Source organism: Butyrivibrio hungatei (assembly GCF_001858005.1).
Lineage (GTDB): Bacteria > Bacillota > Clostridia > Lachnospirales > Lachnospiraceae > Butyrivibrio > Butyrivibrio hungatei.
Genome location: NZ_CP017831.1, coordinates 739346 through 763105, shown reverse-complemented (window position 1 = coordinate 763105; position 23760 = coordinate 739346). Strand labels below are relative to the sequence as shown.

Sequence of the window (23760 nt, the reverse complement as noted above, 5' to 3'; positions counted from 1 at the left end):
TCCCCTGATCTATTATAGATTGATTTTTGCTAACATCTGTAATATTCTATAATGGAAACGTTACCGGAATTTCTTTTAACACAATTATAGCAGAAATTCCGCACTTAATGTATTTGGGAGGACAATTATGCCTAACTGGTTAAAAGATGCAGTATTCTACGAGATTTATCCTCAATCATTCAAAGATACAAATGGCGATGGTATCGGTGATATCGCCGGCATCATTGAGAAACTTGATTATGTAAAGGATCTTGGCTGCAATGCACTTTGGATCAATCCTATCTACGACTCTCCTTTTAAGGACGGTGGCTACGACATTAGGGATTACAAGAAGGTTGCAGAGCGCTATGGAACTAATGAAGACGCGTACAGACTCTTTGAGGTCGCTCACAAGAAGGGCATTCATGTGCTCCTTGACCTTGTTCCTGGACACACTTCAGAGGAACATCCATGGTTTCAGGAGAGCAAAAAAGCTGAGGAAAATGAATATACAGACCGCTATGTGTGGACAAAATGCTGGTTCCACGGAATAGCTGGTCACCCATATGTTGGCGGTGAGGCCGATAGAGATGGCTGCTACATGCTCAATTTCTTTAAATGCCAGCCCGCTCTTAACTACGGTTTTCTCAATAGAACTGAGGAATGGCAGCTTCCACCTGATCACCCAGCATGTATTGCGACTAGAGAGGCCATGAAGGACATCATGAGATTCTGGCTGGACCACGGATGCGACGGTTTCCGCGTGGATATGGCTGATTCTCTGGTAAAAGACGATGATGAGAACAAGTCAGCTACTGGAAAGATCTGGAGAAACATCAGAGAGATGCTTGATAAGGAATATCCAGAAGCAGCCATTATTTCAGAGTGGTCAAATCCTTGGCAGGCTCTTAAAAACGGCTTCCACTCAGACTTTTATCTTGATCATCAGGGAAATGGCTACAATACTCTTCTGCGCGACTACGAGACAGAGGGTGGTGATCATAGCTTCCTCAAAAAAGATGGTCAGGGCGACATCATACGCTTCTTGAACGACTATCTTCCAAAGTACAATGATACCAAGGACGACGGTTACATCAGCTTCATTACCTGTAACCACGACACACCAAGACCTGCAAGAACTCTTTCTCCTGCAGAGCTTAAGATAGCATATGCTATGTTTTTGACACTTCCTGGTGTTCCATTTATTTACTACGGTGATGAAATTGGAATGAAGTATCTTGATATCCCTACTAAGGAGGGCGGTTACACCAGAACCGGCACCAGAACTCCAATGCAGTGGGATAGTTCTAAGAACTATGGCTTCTCAGATGCTTCTGAAGATAAGCTCTATCTCCCACAGGATAAGAGCGTAGATGCTCCAACTGTTGAGGCACAGCTATCTGACGAGACATCTCTTTTATCAGAGGTTAAAAGACTTATCGCTCTCCGTCATGAATATGCAGACCTTCAGGCAGATGGCTCATTTGAAGTTGTATTTGCTCAGAAAGATCAGTTCCCATTTGTATTTAAGCGAGGAGATTTGATCATAGGAATCAATCCTTCAGATAAGGCTGTATCACTTAAGCTTCCTGTAAAGGGTGAGATCATCCACAAGATTGGTAATGTGTCTTTTGACAGAGAAGAGCTCAAGATGGATGCTCAGACATTTGTTGTAATAAAATAAATGAGCCATAGGGACGGGGTTTGTGGCTCATTTTCAAATAATTACCTGCAAGTTTTGTTTTTATCTTGATGCAGGTAATGAATTTCTTATCTGAGAATACCTTAAGGCGCAATTATATACCTGCAAATTCAATCTCAGCGTAAATGCAGGTAAAAAACTACCGGATATCCCAGCAAAAATGCCCAAAATAATACCTGCAATCACCAATATCCAGCGAATGCAGGTAAAATCAGCTATTCTTGCATGGCTGAGGCGGGCCAAAAGCCACAAACAGCCGTCCCAAGCATCAAAAATGAGCCACAACCTCCGTCCCTGGGGCTCATTTTTAGCAATTCCCCGTGAACACGTTCGTAAGCTCTTTTCTTGCCACGTCAGCGAGCTTATAAACTAGGTCCACAGAAGTAGGCTCTCTGTCAGTCATGTTAAATCTAGGGAAAAAGCGAGATATATGAAGCGGAATGTCCTTGCCAGACTTGCCGCCATAGACATCCTCAAGGGACGCGATCCAGGAAGATAAAAGCTCCATCTCGCGGACTGTGTCATTCTCCCTAGGAATAATGAGCGTTGTAAGCTCAACATGGCAATGCTTTACAGCTTCCTTGATGAAATTCATGACCATCTTGCGGTTTCCAAGGATGAGCTCGTCGTAGAAGTAATCAGTAAAACTCTTTAGATCAATATTCATAGCGTCAATGTGTGGAATAAGCTCTTTTAGAACATCAAGACTAGCCATACCATTAGTTACAAGGACGTTTTTCATACTGCGGTCATGAACGAGCCTTGCGGTATCGCGAACATACTCATAGCCAATCAGGGGCTCATTATAAGTAAATGCAACACCGATGTTGCCTTGATTTTTGTACATGCGTGCCATGCCGGCAAGCTCTTCTGGAGACATGAATCTTGCGTCGTCCTCAAGCTTGTAAGCATAATCTGACCAGGAAATGTCGTAGTTCTGGCAAAATGGGCATCTAAGGTTACAACCGTAGCTACCCACAGATAGAATCAGGCTTCCAGGCATATACATGGAAAGCGGCTTCTTTTCTATAGGATCAAGAGCTATGCTGGTAATCTTGCCGTAGTTAAGTGGCCTAATGGTACCGTTTATACAGCCTCTAACACCGCAAAAGCCTCTACCGTCCTCTGGTATTTCGCACTGCCTGTAACATACTCCGCACTTAGCCATATCACATTTCCCCCAAAATGAGCCCTAACCGACCTCCCTAGGGCTCATCAACAACCTGCGATACCTATGTTCATTTCAAAAATGGACCACTAACCCCGTCCCCTAGGTCCACTTCGGCATCATACATGTCGAATAACTTCGAATCTCTGGAGCTGAACCTCTTCGTCCTCGGTGATTCCGCCCTTTTGCATTGCTATAGTGATCTGCTCTTCGATAGTATCTACGCCGTCAAGGTCAGGTAAAAGAAGTCCTCTCTTCCTGCCACTTGATACGATAACGCCGTAGCGCTTAACATCAAGCTGATCGATAGAACTGATATATTCTGGTTCAGACAAAACATCCACATTTACTTCCAAAAAGCCCAGCTCATCTGCAGTAATAGGCCTGAACCTAGGATCTCTTGTGGACGCACTGATAGCATTATTGATGATCTCAAGGGCGAGATTGTCCTGAGTTGGGCCAATAGTTCCGATGCACCCCCTGAGGCGCCCGTGTTCATGAATTGAAACGAAGGCTCCTGCCTTTCTGGTCAAAAGCTCCTCAGGAAGGTCGTCTGGAATAGAGATGACTTCACGCCTTAGGATATAGCTTTCAAGAGACTTTATAGCAAGTTTTACATAAGGATCTGCCTTTTTCCTACTCTGCTCCACTTCCTCTTCCTTTCTCTTAAAAAAAGAATCAAGAAAACGCCTCTTTTTGTCAGGCTCCACAGGGTAGAACATGCAAATTCCATAGCCTACGCCTGTAATATCCTGATGGGACAGTCTCTTTGCACTTACCTTTACGCCATCCAAGGTTCCTGCCATTATGACAAAAGACCTGTGGCCGCACTCAGCTGCCTTCTCGCAAAAAGACTCATCAAAGTCAAATAGTTCTCCAAAAGCCCCTCTTCCGCACACATCCATGATCTTCTGGTCGTATACCGGTCCCTCTGGGGCATAGCCGTATGGACCGTAGTCCTTTAACTTGTGCGAAAGGTCTCCACTTGCTACAACTACTACCTTTCTGCCAGTCTTGTCTGCGGCATCTTTGATGATCTGGCCAAGCCTGTAGTGATCAGTCAATGGAAGTCCAGAAAGGCCAATGCGCACGATCTTGCCGCCCTTGTATTTCTTTCTGATAAACCACAGGGGTACCATGGTTCCATGGTCAAGGTCTCTATCTATCTCACCATCTGTTCCTGCGGGAAAAGAAAAGCTATCGGCAATCTTGCATATTTCTTTGATCAAAGGCCTGTCGTATTCCTCAAGGAACTTGACGCCCCCTGCTCCAAATCTTGCAAAAGAGCCTGTGGCCGCATTTCCAGGTGAAATATGAAAATAGTCAGCATACATAGTGGCGTGAGGGCTTGTTATAACTATTGTCTCCGGCTCAAGCTCAGCAATAGCCTCTGCAACTCTCTCATATGAATTTGTAGTCTCTGCTATCTGCGCTTCTCCGCCCTTTCCAACTTCCGGCACGATAAGTGGCGGATGCGGCACCATAAACGCTCCCAGTATCGGCATATTTTCCTCCAAACAATTCCCCAAATTTTCCAATTTTTAGCAATCTACATATATATCATTCCATAGCAAAAATAAGAACATCCAAGCTCTCAAGATTTGATAACTCTTACGATCTCAAGATCCTTATCAAGTATTACAAGATCACCCTTCTTACCAGCCTCAATGCTGCCAACCTTGTCTTCTACCCCAATAGACCTTGCAGGATTGATCGTAGCGCACTTAACAGCTGACTCCAGGGGAATATCCATCTCTTTTACCAAAGTCTTCATACAGTTCATAAGGTTAGTAACTGAGCCTGCAATAGTGCCATCAGCAAGGGTAGCCTTGTTGCCATGTACAAAGACCTCCTGGCCTCCCAGCTCATATTGGCCATCCTCAAGGCCTGCTGCCATCATAGAATCACTGATAAGAACGATTCTATCATCCCCAAGCATCTTGAAGGTTGCTCTTACAGAAGCAGGATTTATATGAACGCCGTCGCAGATAAGCTCAGCGTACACGCCATCACAGTCACTAACTGCTCCCACAACTCCAGGAGCCCTGTGGGTGAAGCCGTTCATGGCATTATATAAATGTGTAACGTGCCATGCGCCATTTTTGAAGGCTTCCATGGCAGTCTCATAATCTGCATCAGTGTGAGCAATTGATATAACAACCTTGTCTTTAAGAGCCTTTATAAACTCCATTCCTCCAGGATTTTCAGGAGCAATATCGCAGAGCTTTATAAGTCCCTTTGCTTTGTCCTGAAGTCTTAAAAACATGTCTACATCAGGATTTCTGATATAATCAGCCTTTTGAGCGCCCTTCTTTTTCTCAGCAATAAAAGGTCCCTCCATGTTGATACCGATGATATCAGCTTCATCATCAGCTCCCTTGTGACAAGCAATAGTTTCAAAAACTCCAGAGAGCTTATCCTCAGGAAAAGTCATCGAAGTCGGGCAAAGACTTGTGATTCCGCTCTTAAGCTCATATTTAAGGATCTCTGAAAGTCCCTTGTCATCCTCATCGCAAAAATCATGTCCAACAGCCGCATGAAGGTGAACGTCCACAAGTCCGGGAATAACATAGCATCCAGAGGCATCTATTACCTCATCACCAGATATATCCTCATCCACGATCCTCGTAAATAATCCATCCTTTATTTCCACATTTTTTTTCTGAAATCCAAGGTTTTCCACAAAAACCAGACCGTTTTTAACTACCATCACCAAAAACTCCTATAGAACCGCATGTTTTCTTTATTTTTCAAATAATCTGATAAACTTACCCTTTAATCCGGCGTTATAAGGGTGCTCTCTCATAGACAGATTAAACTTGTTTGAGCCAATGAGCACTGTCTGAGGATGAGTAAATTCCATGAATCCCCATTTTCCATGATATGCGCCCATTCCGGAATGACCAACACCATTAAATGGCACGCCTTTAACCATCATATGAAGGCATACTTCGTTGATACAACCTCCGCCAAATTGCATGCGCTGCATGGTTTTCTTGGCCCATTTAATATCCCTAGTGAAAAGATATAACGAAAGCCCCTTTTCTCTTCTTGAAATAGTATCAAGAAGGCCGTCAATCTCTGCATCCTTGTAGGTAACCACAGGAAGAAGCGGGCAAAAGAGCTCTCTTTGAACGACCTCTTCATCCTTATCCACAGGGAATATGACAGTTGGCGCATAGCGAAGCGTCTTTTCATCTCCATATCCACCGAGAACTATCCTGTCTCTATATCTATCTGCAGTATCAGAACACTTCTTGTAAGCACCTTCGTTTATAAGCCGTGGATACTCCGGATTTGTCGTAGGCTTTTCACCAATCTGAGTATTAAAGGCATTTTTAAGCTCTTTTACAAACTCTTCGCTAACTTCCTCAGCCACAGCCACCTGATTGACGTTAATGCAGATCTGGCCGCTGTTAAGTATCTTGAAAAAAGCAATCTTCCTGGCGGCATCCTTAAGATCAGCATCCTTCCTGACTATTGCCCAGTTTCCAGTCTCGCCCCCAAGCTCAAGAGCTGTAGATGTAAGGTTCTTGGCAGCTTCTTCTAGTACATGGACGCCAACCTTGGGAGATCCTGTGTAAAAGATCTTGTCAAAACGCTGCTGAAGGCACATATCAGCAACATCGTGTCCACCATCTATGACAGTTACGTATTCTGGCGAAAATGTATCTGCTACTATCCTCTTAACTACCTCAGTACAATGAACTGACTTGGAACTTGTCTTGATCACAGCTGTATTTCCACCTGCAAGGCTTGCTGCCAGGACACCAAGGGATAAAAGAACCGGAAAATTAAAAGGGCTTATTATAAGTGAAACGCCGTAAGGCATCTTGTAAACCTTTGTGACAATACTTGGAAAGCAGTGAAGACCGCTAAAATGGGTCTCCGGTCTAGCCCAGCGCTTTAGTCCTCTAATGGTCTCATTGAGTTCCAAAATAAGGCTTCCAATATCACAAAAATATGCCTCTAACGGAGCTCTTCCAAGGTCATCAGCTAGAGCCTTTTCAAGCTCTTTTTCATTATCAATAACAGCCTTTTTTAATTTCTTAAGCTGCTGGATCCTCCAGTTAACATCAAGAGTCTCGCCTCTCAAAAAGAACTCTCTTTGTGCATCAACTATTTTTTCAATTTCTTCCTTGTTGTACATTTCTTTACCCGTTTTTTAACAATCTTATTAATATCTGTTATGCACCTTCTCTGCAAAGCACATAACATCTCTTATCTCTATCTTGGTACCATCGTCAAGTATTGCAGTTCCGCTCACCTTACCAAATACCTGATGCTGATCAGATACTATCACCTTAAAATCAAGGCATGCCGCTCTATCAAGCACAGGAACAAAGTCCATTTCAAACCTTCCATCAGATGATGTGAACTTCCATGGCTCCATGTATGAATTTGCAGGAATATGGAAGGTGACATCATCCAATTTATGGACCTTTCCGTCATAGAATATCACATTTTCCGTTGCTGCAGTGGTATTACCAAAGCCATAACCTATATTAAAGCCAAAAGACTTGCCATTTATATCACAGTTACCTGATCCCCAATGCCAGGTATTATCATAGGTCCAGACGCCTCGGCCCCAATCCAGGGTTCCAAAATCAGTCTTTGGATCAAACTCATATTTTTTGCCATCATACTCCATGTAGCCTGAAGCTCTCATGCAGTTGATCTTCTGGTTATAGTAAAATGCATGCTTTTTATCCCATGGAGTTGCGATGACCATGGATTCCATCGGTGGCTGCTCCAAGACTATATCGCAGTCAAAGCTCTTTTTCCCATTAAATCTATCAAAATGGCAGACAATGTGACGCTTGCCATTAAGGGCTTCAAAGCGCATCTGAAGCCTGTCATCAGCATAGGCTGTCACGCCGCTAGCTGAACTTGAAGGCAATCCCAATTTGCCCATAGGAAGCAGATTTATAACACTTTCTGTATGTTCATGTGGATCATCTCCGAATTCCAAAAGAGATACGGACTGAAGGCCAATATAACCATCATCTGAGATTGTGAAGGCTCCTGCAAACTTTTCTGAAAGGACAAGATAGTAGTCCCACTCTTTGATACGCCATTTTGGCGCCTTGATCTTGTTCCTGTCATAGATCTGCAAAAGAGATCTAGACCAGCCAGGCTCTATCAGTTCACCCTGACCATTTAACAGTGCATGAGAATTAGTAACTTCGTGATTTCTAGCCATATTAACACCCCCACCAAGGCATAGACAAGTTAATTTCATGTTTCCTATTTATTATAATATATTATTTCAAAAAGTTATTATTTCTTGAGCAAAAAGTGACGATAAACAAAGTGTAACTTACTGATTATTTTTCTTGGGTAAAAAAATGGTAATACAGCACAACATAGCCGCTATTTCCGCACAGCGCCAGATAAAAATAAATACTGATAACAGAAAGAAATCTACAGAAAAGCTTTCTTCTGGATACCGTATCAACCGTGCAGCAGACGACGCTGCAGGGCTTGCTATCAGTGAAAAAATGCGCCGTGAAATACGAGGACTTACCCAAAACATGGACAATATCCAGGATGGCATAAGTCTGTGCCAGGTTGCTGATGGCTATCTTAATGAAGTCCATGATATGATCCAGAGAATTAACGAACTTGCTGTCAAAGGCTCTAACGATACTCTGACAGACCAGGATCGTTCTTATATTGATTCTGAAGTACAACAGATAAAAAACGAGATCGAACGTGTTTTCCATGTTGCTACCTTCAACGAAATACCTATCTTTAATACGCCTTATATTCCTTCAGTTGGTGGAGATCCTGAGCCTTATGATATGCAGATCTTTTACAGCAGCGAAGGTGTTCTTGGCGGCCTTGAATTCAACAATGTAAGGTACAATATCTCAGAATTAAATACTAAAGGCTTGGACCTTGATCCAACCGGCGAAGCAAAATCAGATATAGACGTCGAATTCAAGCTGTGGGATGGCGAAAATGTGCATCTCAAGTTAAATAAAGGCGATACGCTGGATAAGGTCCAGAGAATCTACAACTGGAATGCCAACGAAACCGGCATATATGTAAATGAGGTCCTTGCAACAACCTGGACGGATATGGGTATCAGTGGCGCAATTACAGCCGGAACCTATGGCTTTAAATTCCACGGTATGGATATCTCTTTTTACGTTGAAGAAGGTGATGACCGCAGTGATATCATAAAAGGCATCCGAGGTGAAGGACTTCTGGAGCCAACATACTGGACAACTTCCGTTTCAAACTTACGCTCAAGAGACGTTGTCAGCTATCCAGCCAGCAATAAGGTATATGCTACTAACAGTAATAAAAATGCCTTCATGGATGACTACGTAATAAGCACCAATACAACAGGTATCTCTGTTAAAAATACTACTACCGGTACCTCCACAAGTGTTACTCCATGGAGCAGCTTTAGTCACCAAGGCCCGCACCTTGAATCTGATACCCACAATACAAACTATCCTATCGTAGACTGGGGTATCGACAACGATTCTAATGGTCAGTCCGATACCACCTTTGATACAGAAGCTGTTTACCGCTATGATAGCCCCGATTCCTCGCTGGCTGTAGGCTTTAGTTTTCAGCTGGCAGACGTATCCAGCCAGTCTCAAGTTATAGAGGCTATGGATAACACTAAGCTTGATGGTGAGATACATAATAGCGGTTATTTTTCAACTTCTCCAAGTGATGGCTCATCCTTATCAATCACTAATGCTAATATCGCAGTGGATGGAAAAGACTCTTTTCTCATGCAGAAGGAATATGGCAGAAATTTTGATGGTTCTTCTCCCATGACAGGAAATATCACATGGACAAAGACCTATGTTGACGGTTCAGAAACTGATCACAGCTCGCCTATTTCGTCCGTAACTAGTACGGTTTCATCATCTAGCAATACAACATACGCTGATTATTACTATCATGACGCAGCTACTGATACCTATTACAAATACACTCAGGCTACAACTGTAACAAATCTTAACATGCGTACCGATGACAAGTATCGCTGGACAAAGGATTATGAAGTAAAGTATTCCGGCTCTCTTGGAAACAGCACTATGCAACAGACCGCTGCTGAACCTGTAAGACTTAGATATGATAAAGATACTGTAACTACCTTTACCAGAACAAATACAGAATATGAATATACAAACGCAACTGCCCTTACTGCTGAAGAAATAGCAGACCTTACTGCTGCCGGAACCAGTTTTAATGAGAATTTTAAGACAGACACTACCGCTGACTCAGGTCACAGTTCATCCAGCAATACTTACCTTTCAAATGGAGGCGGTGTTCTAAGCCACTCACAGCAATACATGGATGAAAACTACACTGCTGACAGTGCCTTTACCTTTAGACACAATATCAGTTATTCAAACCTTGATAGCGCATCAACTGGCAGCGTGGCTATAAACCTTAATTTCAACGGTCGTGCCTACAGGGAACTTACCCCTCAGCCTTCCGGTAAGTCTGTACTAGAGCACGATTTCAACAATATAGTTGTTGTTCCACCTGTAAAGGGTATTGTAATTCAGGCTTCTCCTAATGAAGCAGATGTACAGCAGGTCATCATGCAGTGGAGTCCTATGAATCTTGGTGTTATTGGCCTTTCAGGAACCAATACCCTTACTACAAGCGCGTCTCTATCAGCCATTACACAAGCCAAGACCGCACTTAATGCTGTATCAAAAGAGCGCTCAACCTTCGGAAGTTACCAGAATAGACTAGAGCACGCTTACAACAACGTTGCTAATACAAGAGAAAATGTTCAGGCTTCTGAAACAAGAATTCGTGACACCGAGATGGCTTCTGAGTCATCAAGGCTTTCAACTCATAACCTCCTTATGGAATCAGGTCAGATGGTACTAGCCCAGGCTAACCAGACAAAACAAGGAGTTATGACACTGTTACAATAAAAATAAAGTAAAAAACGCGGTAGCTCTCGCTACCGCGTTTTTTTATTCCATCCATAAAATAGGATCAAAGAGATTTAATGCTGTCTGTCTTGATGATGAACTTAACGCTGCTGTCTTCATCTGTGTTTGCACCACCGAAGGATGTGTAGTTCTCACCTGCAATCTGGATTGCCTGCATCTTGTCTGAGAACTCTGAAAGATCTCCGTCGAATGCTTCGTAGAGCTTCTTGATACCTTCTTCATCAAGCTTTGTCATACCATCAAGGAGTTCCTGAACGCCATCATCAAGCTTGATAGCGCCATCGTTGAGTTCGCTTACACCGTTATTTAATTCACCTGCACCATCATTTAACTTCTTAGTTCCATCTACAAGCTCTGCATTATTAGAAGCAAGTGTGCTTGTTCCGTTTGAAAGCTCTGATGCACCTGAGCTGAGCTGTCCAAGACCTTCATCAAGAGCAACTGCTCCGTTGTAGATTGTTGATACGCCAGATGCAAGCTGTGCGTTACCATCTGCAACCTGCTTAGCACCATCTGAGAGCTGCTTGAGAGCAGCCATTGAATCACCATTTGATGATGAACCAGTTCCAGCAAGTGCGCTTGCACTTCCTAAAGCCTGTGTAAGTACTTTCTCTGCTGACTGTGCTGCGCCAAGTAACTGATAATATGGCTGAACCGCTTTCATCATACCTTCTGGAAGAACAGCTGATTTATCCTTCATTGTTGTAACGCTTTTGCTCATGTCTGAAACGCTTTTGCTCATTGTTGATACACTTGTGTTAAGTTCTCCAAGTTTTTCATGAAGAACATCATATTTTCCGGCTTTTTCAGCGTTATCATTAGCCTGCTTAAGCAGTTTATCATACTCATCCTTAGTAAGTGTTACTGATCCATCATCATTAGTCTGAAAAAGTGATGTACCAAGAAGATCTGCTGTAGAAACTTCTTCATCGTCATCACCAGTTGCATCAGTGTTACCATTTCCCGGTCTTAATGAATTGAAGAGGTCTAGGTCATCTGAATTTCCACCATTGTTATCGTCGTCATCACCATCGCCATTGCCACCATCTGGATTTGGATTTGGATCTGGATTAGGATTTGGATCTGGATTTGGATTTGGATCTGGATTTGGATCTGGTACTGGCGTAGTTACCTTATCTGGATCATCATCTTTATTAAGCTCATCATAATCATAATCAAGAGTATTTTCTTCAAAATTAGCAAGACCATTAACAGTAGTTGTCAATGTAGTCATTCCCTGATTAAGCTGAGTCATTCCACCATCAAGTTGTGAGATGCCGCCAGTAAGAGTTGTTACACCAGTTGATGTAGCACTTGCACCCTGGATAATAGCATCTGCTGTAGCCTTATCTGTAATCTTACCATCAGAAATGATTCCAAATCCTGTTGCTGTATCTGCGCTCCAAGAACCTGAACCCTTAAGGTAAGATTCAGCTGCCTGAATCTGTCCAAGCATTGTCTGATACTCCTCAAGCTTAGTCATCATATCTGACATACCTGTAAGCTTTGCGCTAAGAACATTGACACCATCACTTACCTGCTTGGCACCATCTGCAAGCTTCTGAGCTTTTTCAACGATATCTGCATCCTTCATACCGTTAACGAGCTGGCCAGAACCATCCTTTGCTGTAGCTGCGCCCTGTGCAAGCTTAGCTGCGCCATCATTTACCTGGCTGACACCGTCTGTATATTTTACAACGCCCTCATAAAGGCTCTGTGTACCATCCTTTAACTCTTTTGTTCCATCATAGAGCTGTGAAACACCATCTTTTAGATCTGAAGTACCATTCTTGAGTGTCTGTGTTCCATCAACGAGCTGAGTTGAACCATCATTGAGTTCTCCCATGTCATCCTTGAGATCATCAATCTTGGATGAATCTGAAAGATCTGAAAGGCCGAAATCTGAAAGGATATCTGAGCTTGCCATTGTGATTGTCATGCCAAGTTCGAAATTTGTTGTATCAGCTGTTACTTCGAAGTAGTTTGAAAGCTTGTTCTCAAGCTCTCCATCAGTATCAAGCTCTTCCCACTTGTCTTCATCGATGTTAAGGCTTTCCTTGAGTCCAGGAACTGCAACACCCATTACGATGTAATTGCCACCGTCTGAGATAACCTTACCATTTGAGATCTCAACGTTTGTGAACTTGTCTGAATCAAGCATCATACCTGAAACCATTGCAAATGGTGTGTAAACTTCGATCTGCTTGCCATCAACTTCTACTGTCTGCTTTTCTGTGTTCTCATACTCGAAACGTATCGTAACTCTTCCGCTCTTACCTGCAAGCTCCTCTGGAGTGATCTCTTTTCCATTAAGAGTATATGTGATCTTCATCTTAACAGGAAGCTCTTTGTCTGTTGTGCCCTGATAGTAGATATCAGCGCCGCTTGCATTCCATGTAAGTGTTCCATCACCGTTATCTGTGAATGTCTCAGAACCCTTAACGTTTACGATGTCCTTAAGGTCTGTTGTATCTGTAAGTTCTGTAGAAGCATCTGAATTCTTGAGCCATTCGCTAACTACTACGTCGTTTACTGCGCCGTTTGCATCAGCCTTAACATATACTGTCTCGACCTTGCCAGCCTCTCCCTCAGAAGAAGCAATTGCGCTGCTAGCCATCATGCTGTTTTCAAGATCCTGTTCTTCCTGAGTCTCTTCAACAGCCTGAGTTGATTCGCTTGTTGTTGTATTTGCTCCGCAGGCAACTGTCATCATTGCAAGCATTGCGGCCATAATTACTGAAAATGTTTTCATCAAATTCTTCTTGATCATTTCTCTTTCCTCCTAAATATATATATGCTCATGGGACTCTCACACTCTGCTCATGCAGCCTTATGTCTGTGTAATCTGTCTCCAAGATGAGGTCTGTGGTCTGTATCTACGTTCATGCCAAATGTTGTTCTCATGATCAGCTTGTCAAAGATCATGTACATAGCAGGAAGCACCAAAAGAACTGTGAACATACTGATGATGGCGCCTCTAGCCATTAAGTTGCAAAGCGATCCGATCATATCAATGCTGGAAATAAGTCCAACGCCAAATGTAGCTGCAAAGAATGAAAGGGCACTTACTACTACTGACTTCATGCTTGTTGAAAGAGCTATGAGTGTAGCCTCTTTCTTGTCATGTCCTGCCTTTCTCTCACTTAAGTACCTTGTTGTCATAAGGATTGCATAGTCAACAGTGGCACCAAGCTGTATAGTTCCGATAACTACTGATGAGATGAAAGGTATTGTTGTATGTGTATAAAATGGAAGTCCCATATTTACAAAAATAGCAAACTCTATAACTGCAACCAGGATAAATGGCAGTGATACGGACTTAAGTACGAATGCAATGATCAGGAATACAAGTCCGATTGAAACTGTATTAACTACCTGGAAATCGTGATTTGTAATATTGATAAGGTCCTTTGTACAAGGAGCTTCACCAACTACCATAGCCTTTGGATCATAGCTCTTTACGATAGTGTTTACTGTCCCGATCTGGTTGTTGATCTCGTCAGATGCTATCTTGTAATCAGTTGTCAAAAGAACTAATTTCCACTGGTCACTTTCCAGATCTGACAAAAGATCATCTGGAATAAATGATCTTGGGAATGCAGGTCCTATAAGTGAATCTGTGCTAAGGACTGAAAGAATACCATCTGTGTTCTTAAGTTCTTTTATCATCTGATTCATGCTGGCTGAATCAAGATTCTTGTCTACAAGAAGCATGTATGCTGAGTTCATCTCAAACTCTTCATCAACCTTTTTGGCACCCTGTACAGATTCAAGCTTGTCAGGAAGTGTCTGTGTAAGGTCATAATAAACGCTTGTGTGGTTGTTACCATAGATTGCCGGGAACAGGAGCACAAGGAATATTGCAAAGAAGATTCCGTAATGCCTTGCTACAAACTTGGGAATTCTATTGAACTCTGGCATAAGTGGTTTGTGCTTGGTCTTCTCAATGAGGTTGTCGAATATAAGAATCATACTTGGAAGAATTGTTACGCAACCAATTACACCGAAGATAACACCCTTAGCCATTACTACGCCAAGGTCAAGACCAAGTGTAAAGCTCATGAAACAAAGAGCTACGAAACCGGCAACTGTTGTTATTGAGCTTCCGATAACTGACTGGAATGTGGCTGATATCGCATTTGCCATGGCATCCATTTTGTTATCATTCTTATCAAGCTCTTCCTGATAGCTGTGCCACAGGAATATTGAATAGTCCAAGGTAACGCCGAGCTGAAGTACTGCGCTCAGTGACTGGGTTATGAAAGAAATCTCTCCCTTGAAGACGTTGGTACCCATGTTGTAAACAATTGCCATTCCAATACTTAACAGGAAAAATACCGGTATAAGGTAAGAATCCATTGTAAGTGAAAGAACGATCACTGCAAGAAGTACGGCGATTCCTACATATATAGGAGTCTCTGCCATTGCCATATTCTTGGTGTCTGTTACGATGGCACTCATGCCACTCATGAAGCACTGCTTGTTAGAGATCTTTCTGATATTCTCGATGGCATCCATTGTGGCGTCCGCTGATGTTCCTTCATCGAATACGATGAACATCATTGTGGCGTCATCAGAATTGAATGCATCGTAGACCTCTGTTGGAAGCATCTCCATTGGAACCGAAAGGTCCATTACTGAGTCGTACCAGACAACGTCTGCAACGTGGTCCACTTTTTCTATCTGTGATTTAAGATTAGCAACATCCTTTTCCTCCATGCCCTCAACTACATATAGGACAAAAGAGCCGGTACCAAACTGATCAAGCAGGATATCCTGTCCTTGCATGGTCTCAATTTCTTTTGGCAGGTATGTAAGGATATCGTAGTTGACTCTTGTATTAAAATATCCGGCTGCAGCAGGAATTAGAAGTGCTATTGCCACAATCAGTATAACATACCTTAGCTTTACGATTAAATGTGAAAGCTTGTTCATAATCGTTCCTCCTCTTGTAATCTAGTGTTTCAAACGCTTCTTGATTATTTTTTTCAATAACGTATAATGAATTATGAAATTGATTTATGACCGTTAGTCATTTTCTAAATATGGTATATCACTTTTCTGACCGTTGGTCAATATTTTTATTTAAAAATTTTTCTCACCGGTCAAACAATCTGTGGTATGTTATAAATAAGAGGTGAATCAATGGGAAAAGCAGCCGAAAATAAAAAAATGAAGATGGAAAATCTTCTTAATACCTCCTTTGAATTATTTACTTCTCAGGGTATTAATAAGACATCCATTCAGGATATAGTAAATAAAGCTGGAGTGGCTAAGGGAACTTTTTATCTGTACTTTAAGGACAAGTATGATATAAGGAACAGACTCATTGCTCACAAGTCCAGTCAGCTCTTTATGCAGGCTTACACAGCCCTAGAAGAGTCAGATATCCATAATTTTGAAGATAGAATCGTCTTTTTAGTCAATCACGTTTTAGATGAGCTTGAAGCCAATAAAGGTCTACTAGCATTCATATACAAAGATCTTTCCTGGGCAGTATTCAAAAAAGCTCTCATTTCGCCGCTCACAAATGAAGACGTTGATTTTGCTGAGATCTATAGAAAGATGGTAGAGGAATCAGAAGTTAAATTCTCAGATCCTGAGGTCATGCTCTTCCTTATAATAGAGCTTGTTGGTTCTACTGGTTATAGTTCCATCATGTACAATGACCCGGTTTCTCTGGACAGCCTCAAGCCACACTTAGAGGCAACTGTCAGATCCATAATCAGACAATATACTATTTCAAAATAGGAAGCAATTTCCTATAATATAAAAACAAGCTTCCTACTTATAACATGTAGGAAGCTTTTCTTATTATATTAAATTCTTTTATTTATCCTTCATGGAAAGTCACATATGAGCCTTTGTGCTGTTTACTCTCGTACATGGCTTTATCTGCTTTTTGATATAAGTCGCTAAAACATGCATTTTCAGAGTCATTACTAAATACAGCTCCGATACTTACCTGTAGTCTCCAATCTGGCATTTCCGGGAAGTCTATATTATCAATATTCTTAAAAAGTCTGTCTACTACTAGCCTTCCTATTTCTTTATCATCTACTCCTTCTGCAAATACTGCAAATTCGTCTCCGCCAAGTCTGAATACTACGTCAGAATCTCTAAAGGTCTCTGTAAGGCATCTTGCAAGAGCTATGATTACCTGATCTCCCATGTCATGACCATAGGTATCATTTACAAATTTGAAGTGATCTGCATCCAGTAGGAGTACCATTCCTACCTTATCTTTTTCTATAGCCTCATAAATCCTGGTCTCGCCACCGTTTCGATTAAGGATTCCTGTAAGTGCATCAGTCTCAGCAAGCTTCTTAAAGTGCTCCTGTCTCTTTTTTGCTTCATCTATAGACTCTATAGCCCATAAAACCTGATGAAGTTTTCCTTCTTCATCTCTTTGAGCAACAACGAACTGCATTCTGTTCCATTTGCCATGAATATCTGCAAATTCACAGGTTATAGCCTTGATGTCTTTTAATCTCTCTTCAAGAGTAGAAAGATCTGCGAAATCAATAAGGGTATTCTGGAAAGGCTCTGCTACAAGCTTTTTGATATATTCACTATTACGATCAAGAAGAAGTTCATACTTTCCGCCCAGGGCCTTATCCAAGGCCTCGCTGACCCTGAGCTTTCTGATAGTGTGATTATCAAGATCAACTAAGCTTAAAGAAGTATAGATGTCGCCTATGGCACTTATCTCTCTTTGAAGCTGGCCTGCTTCTTTTTGCTTACTATCATAAATATTGATTATTGTAAAATAAGCAAGGAAAATGACTATAAGTGCTATGGCCGATGACATGTAGATATACTTGGCATTTCTGAAGGTAGCCCTTTGATCTAATATGATCATTGAGCACCACTCATTATTTACCCTATCGCAAAAGACAAGCTTACTTTTCCCATCGATGTTCGTAATAAACATACCTTCTTCTTGTAAAAAAGCTTCTTTTACAAGGTCTGTATACTCCATCTCTTCTTCAAGATAGTTTTTGCCAACCTCTGCACTGTCAGAATGGGCAACTATCATGCCACTTTCATCTACTATCATAGAAAAATCGATCTGCTTTGTCTTACTGATTTCCTCCTCTATATCCTGTATACTATCAAGGAAAATGTCCATGGATATAACACTCTTTTTATCCGAAAGGAGCTTACTTACGGACATCATATACTTATTTGTCTGCATATTCATATATGGCTTAACAAAAGTTATGTCTCCATCTGCCTCAACCGCAGAAATATACCAAGGTCTTGTAGTGGCATCATAGCCTTCCGGAACTTCCCAACCAGAGCCGTCCAGATATTCACCATTACAATAGCCATATATTCCGGTGTTGTTGCTCTCTATAAGGGTTGAATAGACCTTGGTCTCGGCCACAAGGTATTTGAGGATTTCCTCATTACTCTGACCAGTGGCCATCATTTCTTCAACACCTTGAGATGTGAAGATTACGGCATCCTTAGGGGTATTAAGATAATGATCAACATTATGGGATAATTGCTCAGAATTGTAACTCCAGATGCTTATAACACTCTGTTTGGAAACAATAAACAGCCTATAGAAAATAAACATTGTGAACATTGCAGTAAGACAGCCTAAAAGAACCAGAACAAGCATGCTCTTAGTTGCAATCTTTTTCATTTTGTTTTTGAGGGTTTCTGTTGCCATAAAGCTCACCTTCTAAACAAAAATACAATAGCGTAGTGACGATAAACCAATAATATTATAACATGAGTCTGGTTCCCCTTAAGCCGCTGTAATTCTTAAAATTTTATATAAAAAAACTTCCCAAACTATAACCTATAGCTGAGAAGCTTTTCATATTTTTTCATTAGTATTCCTGGTCTATCTTGTAATAATATCCTGTATCCATCATAAGATTTATTGCACTACGGATATCGTTTGTAGTGCTTAGATTGTCAGTATTTAGCTCTTTTCTCCTGAACATTTCACCGTAGTAATAACACTCATGGATCTCTTCAAATCCATAATATTCATACTTCATGGCATCATTGAGCTTGGCAATGAAGCCAAGGTACTCATTGCGGCTTAAATATCCGCATTTGTAGCACAGATAAGTGGTCCTTATGAGCCTCAAATAGTCATATGCATCAAGTCCACTTTCGCCAAAACGAATATACGTACAAGCAGCGGCTTTTACCTTCAAAAACTCATCTGTGGATATATGGTTCTTTTCAAAATAATCCGCTGTAATGGCTCCTACTTCGCCAAAAGTAAGGTCTTCTCCAAAGTCCCTTTTTATGACTTTTATTGCCTTTTTAACTGCCGAATTAGACTTTACATATGTCTTGTATTTAGCTCTATAGCCATATTTCATGGTCTTATTAAGTTTTTCTTTGGCTGAGCTTCTACTATCAATTCCCCAAGAAAGCCTAAGAAATGCAGTATAGGTATCTAGTTCTTGTTGTGTGTTAACTGCTGTTCCGCACAAAACATCAGGATTACCATTAAGGAGCTTAGCATATATAGATGTGGCATGGGCTGCCCACCTGTACTCTTCAGTAGTATTGCCATCATAGTCCCTTGGATCACTTGCATTGTAGGTTGTGTCGTCAAATTCAGGTAAAAGTTCCTTATAACCTGCGTTTGGAGCTACGCCGTAAACAAGCCATGTTCTAGCTAGGATCAGTAGCATAATGATCCATACCACATACCAGCTTTTCTTTTTGAAATCCTTTTTACTTGTTACTTCCTTGATCTTGTCTTTATTTACCAGTGTTTTAGTTTTTTTCTTTATTACATTTAGGTCAAGCTTAAGCCTGGTCTCATCACCAAATCCTGGGAAACACTGATATGGCTCTTCATCGCTTATCCACACCTTGCAAACACCGTTAGGATCTTTCTCTCCGTTATACCTGATCCTAATAAGGCCGTTGTAATCTCTTGCGACTCTTACAAGATTGTCGTCATCAGGATCTTTGTAGGCGTAAACGTCAGCTGAATCTGAATCTTCTGAATTACCCTTTGCTAAAAGAATTGCATCATAGCTCTGGCTTGTCCAAATAAGATGCAGGTTTTTTCTGATATTTTTTATACTCTGAAGGAGCTTAAGCCCTGAGCTTGTCTGACCATCCTCAAGAATTAGTATGTCGTCAAAATGAAGGCTTGCAAAGGCTGTCTTTTGGATGATTCCTGACTCGCTACAAAAGAAGGCATATTGATCGCTATCTAAGTATTTGTAAGGATTGTTGGTGCTGGTATTTTTGAATTTAGGGTCATAATCCTTAAGGCGGGTCTTCTTGTTTCCTATTTTGTCAGATGACTCTACAGATTTAGAGATTGTTGCATCATTCTTCTTAACCTGAGTTTGTTCTCTAGTCTGTTCTTTTCTCTGTGTCTTTCCACTTTTCTGAGCTAGAAACTCCTTTGTAGCCGCTATTTGCTTAGCATCGCCCTTTCTAGCTACAATGATATATTTCTCAATATATGCCTGCATGAGCCTTGAGGTCCCATAGGTCCACAATAGATTAAGCCCCATAGTAACAGCAAGTCCTAAGATAAGCCCTGCCAGAATCTGATAATTCCCTGGCTCCACCTGATATTCCGTATAGGCATCCGATATCATATAGCCACATACTGACGTGTAGATACATATAACCCACCAAATCAGGAGAAATATCACTCTCCAGCTTGATAAACGTCTTCTTGCTACTAGCTTCTTGTAGTAAGGATCTATAGTAAGCGTAAAGTCACCATAGAGCGCGCTTCCAATTATCATGCTAAGTGAATAATCGTAGGCATTCTTGGTGACAGTTATCTCATTGCGATTGAATAACTTGGGAAGCTTCAATTTCTGTATTTCTGTCTCATCCAGAGATACCCTCTGATACTTTCCCAGCGCCTCCGTGGCCTTATATACATTTTTGGCATCAAATTTTATATGATAAAGCATTAAACTCTCTCCTTAACAACTCACCCCGCAATATAATACAACATTTCGTAATATTTTTCTCTTCTATGTCTTTGGGTCCATTTAGAAATTTGAGGTTTTTAGCCTAAATCCAACAGAATAATTTTTTCAGCTAATATTTTTCATTATAATTTGCTATTCATCCTCAAACCCACCTCAGCTTCCTTAACCTAAATCACTTCATACATACACATTCGGCTAAAGATTGTAAAATTCTTCCCTTTTATTATTTAAATCACTTTAGCCGAAATACACCCGTCTACATTGCTTCAGCTAACAATTATAAAAATCTCAACACTCACTTCTTATTTTGCTTTAGCCTAAAATAAGAAAGACTGCGTTTTTTGGCTGAAAGCCAACCTCCATATATTAGCTTCATAGTTTTTCAACGTAAAACTCATTACATTTATCATGTTATTTTCATATGCAGAACAGCTGGAGGAGAATAAAAGCTTCTTATGAACGATTTATTTTTTGTAGTGATACATTACATGAAAAAATCCCGAAATAATTTACGCTTTGAACAACGTGAAGTAAATTATTCCGGGATTTTTGAATGTTTATATGTATCCTACAAAAAATACTATTAGAGTGAATAAGAAGCTTTTATTCCCACCAGCGTCCTACTTAATTAAGATGCCAGATGTCTCTGTTGTATTCTGCAATAGTTCTATCTGAAGAGAAGTAACCAGCCTTTGCGATGTTTACGAGCATCATCTTCTTCCACTTGTCGCGGTTCTCGTAATCTGCAAAGATCTCATCCTTCTTGGCAATGTAGCTCTCAAGATCAATAAGAGTCATGAACCAGTCTTTGTTAAGAAGCTCGTTGTAAAGTCTCTCAAGATTCTCCTTGTGTCCAACCTTAAGACACTGCTTGCTTACGATAAAGTCTACAGCTTCCTTGATGACCGGACTCTTCTTGTAATAATCCTTTGAAACATAATCAGCCTTCTTGTAGTGCTTGATAACTTCATCAGCACTTACACCAAAGATGTAAATGTTGTCATCACCTACAAGCTCGTGAATCTCTACGTTTGCACCGTCATCTGTTCCAAGAGTGATAGCACCATTAAGCATGAACTTCATGTTACTTGTTCCAGATGCCTCTTTTGATGCAAGAGAGATCTGCTCTGATACATCACATGCTGGGATAAGCTTCTCAGCATAGCTTACATTATAGTTCTCAACCATGATGACCTTCATGTACTTGTTAACATCAGGATCATTGTTGATGATCTCCTGAAGAACAAGGAGAAGGTGAATGATATCTTTTGCAATAACATAAGCAGGAGCTGCCTTAGCACCAAAGATGAATGTAAGAGGTCTAGTAGGCTTCTTGCCGCCCTTGATCTCAAGGTACTTGTGAATGATGTAAAGAGCATTCATCTGCTGTCTCTTGTACTCGTGAAGTCTCTTAACCTGAATATCAAAGATTGAATCAGGATCAACTTCTACGTTCTCATGCTCCTTGAGGTAAGCAGCAAGCTCTTTTTTCTTGCCCATCTTGATAGACTCAAGCTTATCAAGAACTGCCTGATCATCGGCATAATCAAGAAGTTTTTCAAGCTTGTTTGCATCCTTCTTGAAGCCATCGCCAATTGTCTGTGAAAGGAAATCAGCAAGTGGATGGTTACATGAAAGGAGCCATCTACGGAATGTGATACCGTTTGTCTTGTTGTTGAACTTCTCAGGATAGATCTTGTAGAAATCATTAAGCTCGCTATCCTTAAGGATATCTGTATGAATAGCTGCAACACCATTTATTGAATATCCGTAGTGGATATCGATAAATGCCATGTGCACTTTCTTTTCCTTGTCAATGATCTGAACCTTAGGGTTCTTGTACTTTGCTCTAACTCTCTTATCAAGCTCCTTGATATATGGAACGAGCTGTGGAACTACCTTTTCAAGGTACTCAAGTGGCCATGTCTCAAGAGCCTCAGCAAGGATTGTATGATTTGTATAAGCACAAGTCTTGCTAACTACATTGATAGCCTCATCGATATTGAAAGCCTTCTCCTCAACAAGGATTCTGATAAGCTCAGGAATGATCATTGTTGGGTGTGTATCGTTGATCTGAATTGCAGCGTGCTTGTGGAGCTCGTGGAGGTCATACTGGCGTTCCTTCTGCTCTCTTAAGATAAGCTGTGCTGCATTTGAAACAAGGAAGTACTCCTGATAGATTCTAAGGAGGTTTCCAGCTTCATCTGAATCATCTGGATACAGGAAAAGAGTAAGATTCTTGTCGATCTTGGTCTTGTCGAAGTCGATACCTTTTTTAACAAGGCTCTCATCAACTGACTCGATATCAAAGAGACGAAGCTTGTTAACACCTGTGTCGTATCCAACAATGTTCATATTGTAAAGGCGTGAAACTACCTTCTTGTCACCAAAAGAAACTTCGAAAGTTGTATCTGTCTTCTCAAGCCATGACTGCTTCTCGATCCAGTCATTCTTTTCAGCATTCTGAAGGTGGTCCTTGAATACCTGCTTGAAAAGTCCGAAGTGATAATTTAGTCCAATTCCTTCACCAGCAAGGCCGAGTGTTGCAATTGAATCAAGGAAACAAGCTGCAAGTCTTCCAAGACCGCCGTTACCAAGTGATGGCTCTGGCTCACACTCCTCGATATCTGCAAGGGATTTGCCGTTCTTTTCAAGAATAGCCTTTACGCGATCGTAAACTCTTAAGTTGATAAGGTTGTTAGAAAGAAGCTTACCAATGAGGAACTCCATTGAAATGTAGTAAACCTTCTTTTCTCCGTTGTACACTTCAGCAACATCCATGAGTCTGGAAGTCATTTCAAGAAGAACATAGTATGTTTCCTGATCTGTGCACTCTTTGAGAGTCTTGTTATATTTCTCCTGAGCAATATCTTCCAGCTGCTCCTCAAGATTAAGAACAAGTACATCTCTCTGCATGTTAGTATGCTTGGACATTTTTTCTTTCTCCTCTCGTAAGACAATATATGATTTACAAATACCTTTTATTTCTGTTTTATGGAAAACGTTTTCTTTGTCTTGTAA

The 23760-nt window shown here is 41.1% G+C and carries 12 protein-coding genes and 1 pseudogene; 3 read left to right on the top strand and 10 right to left on the bottom strand.

Annotated features, from left to right (window positions below):
- The first annotated feature begins 127 nt into the window (after positions 1-127).
- On the top strand, positions 128-1663 hold the full coding sequence (locus tag bhn_RS03885) for an alpha-amylase family glycosyl hydrolase (RefSeq protein WP_071175453.1): 1536 nt from the start codon (positions 128-130) through the stop codon (positions 1661-1663).
- Between the two features lie 325 nt (positions 1664-1988).
- Here bhn_RS03885 and amrS read toward each other — a convergent pair.
- The 5 genes and pseudogenes from amrS to bhn_RS03860 form a co-directional block, all read right to left on the bottom strand.
- Positions 1989-2852: pseudogene (gene amrS, locus bhn_RS03880) on the bottom strand (AmmeMemoRadiSam system radical SAM enzyme); the annotation flags it as partial.
- A gap of 116 nt (positions 2853-2968) precedes the next feature.
- A complete protein-coding gene (gene amrA, locus bhn_RS03875; RefSeq protein ID WP_071175451.1) occupies positions 2969-4354 on the bottom strand; it encodes an AmmeMemoRadiSam system protein A in 1386 nt (461 codons plus the stop codon).
- An 89-nt stretch (positions 4355-4443) separates the two neighbouring features.
- On the bottom strand, positions 4444-5559 hold the full coding sequence (gene nagA, locus bhn_RS03870) for an N-acetylglucosamine-6-phosphate deacetylase (RefSeq protein WP_071175450.1): 1116 nt from the start codon (positions 5557-5559) through the stop codon (positions 4444-4446).
- 33 nt (positions 5560-5592) lie between these two features.
- Complete coding sequence (locus bhn_RS03865) at positions 5593-6999, bottom strand: aldehyde dehydrogenase family protein (RefSeq protein ID WP_071175449.1); 1407 nt, start codon at positions 6997-6999, stop codon at positions 5593-5595.
- Between the two features lie 27 nt (positions 7000-7026).
- On the bottom strand, positions 7027-8052 hold the full coding sequence (locus tag bhn_RS03860; protein WP_071175448.1) for a DUF2804 domain-containing protein: 1026 nt from the start codon (positions 8050-8052) through the stop codon (positions 7027-7029).
- A 145-nt stretch (positions 8053-8197) separates the two neighbouring features.
- Here bhn_RS03860 and bhn_RS03855 point away from each other — a divergent pair, with 145 nt between their 5' ends.
- On the top strand, positions 8198-10771 hold the full coding sequence (locus bhn_RS03855; protein ID WP_071175447.1) for a flagellin N-terminal helical domain-containing protein: 2574 nt from the start codon (positions 8198-8200) through the stop codon (positions 10769-10771).
- Between the two features lie 64 nt (positions 10772-10835).
- Here the strand turns inward: bhn_RS03855 and bhn_RS03850 are convergent, their stop codons facing one another.
- Positions 10836-13562 (bottom strand): hypothetical protein, encoded by a 2727-nt coding sequence (locus bhn_RS03850; protein WP_071175446.1) that lies wholly within the window; start codon positions 13560-13562, stop codon positions 10836-10838.
- Positions 13563-13612: 50 nt separating this feature from the next.
- A complete protein-coding gene (locus bhn_RS03845) occupies positions 13613-15727 on the bottom strand; it encodes an efflux RND transporter permease subunit (protein ID WP_083385692.1) in 2115 nt (704 codons plus the stop codon).
- A 210-nt stretch (positions 15728-15937) separates the two neighbouring features.
- Between bhn_RS03845 and bhn_RS03840 the strand changes: the two genes are divergently transcribed.
- Positions 15938-16543 (top strand): TetR/AcrR family transcriptional regulator, encoded by a 606-nt coding sequence (locus tag bhn_RS03840; RefSeq protein ID WP_071175444.1) that lies wholly within the window; start codon positions 15938-15940, stop codon positions 16541-16543.
- An 82-nt stretch (positions 16544-16625) separates the two neighbouring features.
- Here the strand turns inward: bhn_RS03840 and bhn_RS03835 are convergent, their stop codons facing one another.
- The 3 genes from bhn_RS03835 to bhn_RS03825 all read right to left on the bottom strand — a co-directional run bounded on the left by bhn_RS03835 (position 16626) and on the right by bhn_RS03825 (position 23673).
- Entirely contained in the window at positions 16626-18473 is a 1848-nt protein-coding gene (locus tag bhn_RS03835; protein ID WP_071175443.1) for a sensor domain-containing diguanylate cyclase, read from the bottom strand.
- 163 nt (positions 18474-18636) lie between these two features.
- Positions 18637-20718 carry a DUF1266 domain-containing protein gene (locus bhn_RS03830; protein ID WP_071175442.1) on the bottom strand — a complete coding sequence of 694 codons (2082 nt, stop codon included), beginning with the start codon at positions 20716-20718 and terminating at the stop codon, positions 18637-18639.
- Between the two features lie 645 nt (positions 20719-21363).
- A complete protein-coding gene (locus tag bhn_RS03825; RefSeq protein ID WP_193399765.1) occupies positions 21364-23673 on the bottom strand; it encodes a glycogen/starch/alpha-glucan phosphorylase in 2310 nt (769 codons plus the stop codon).
- Between the last annotated feature and the right edge of the window lie 87 nt (positions 23674-23760).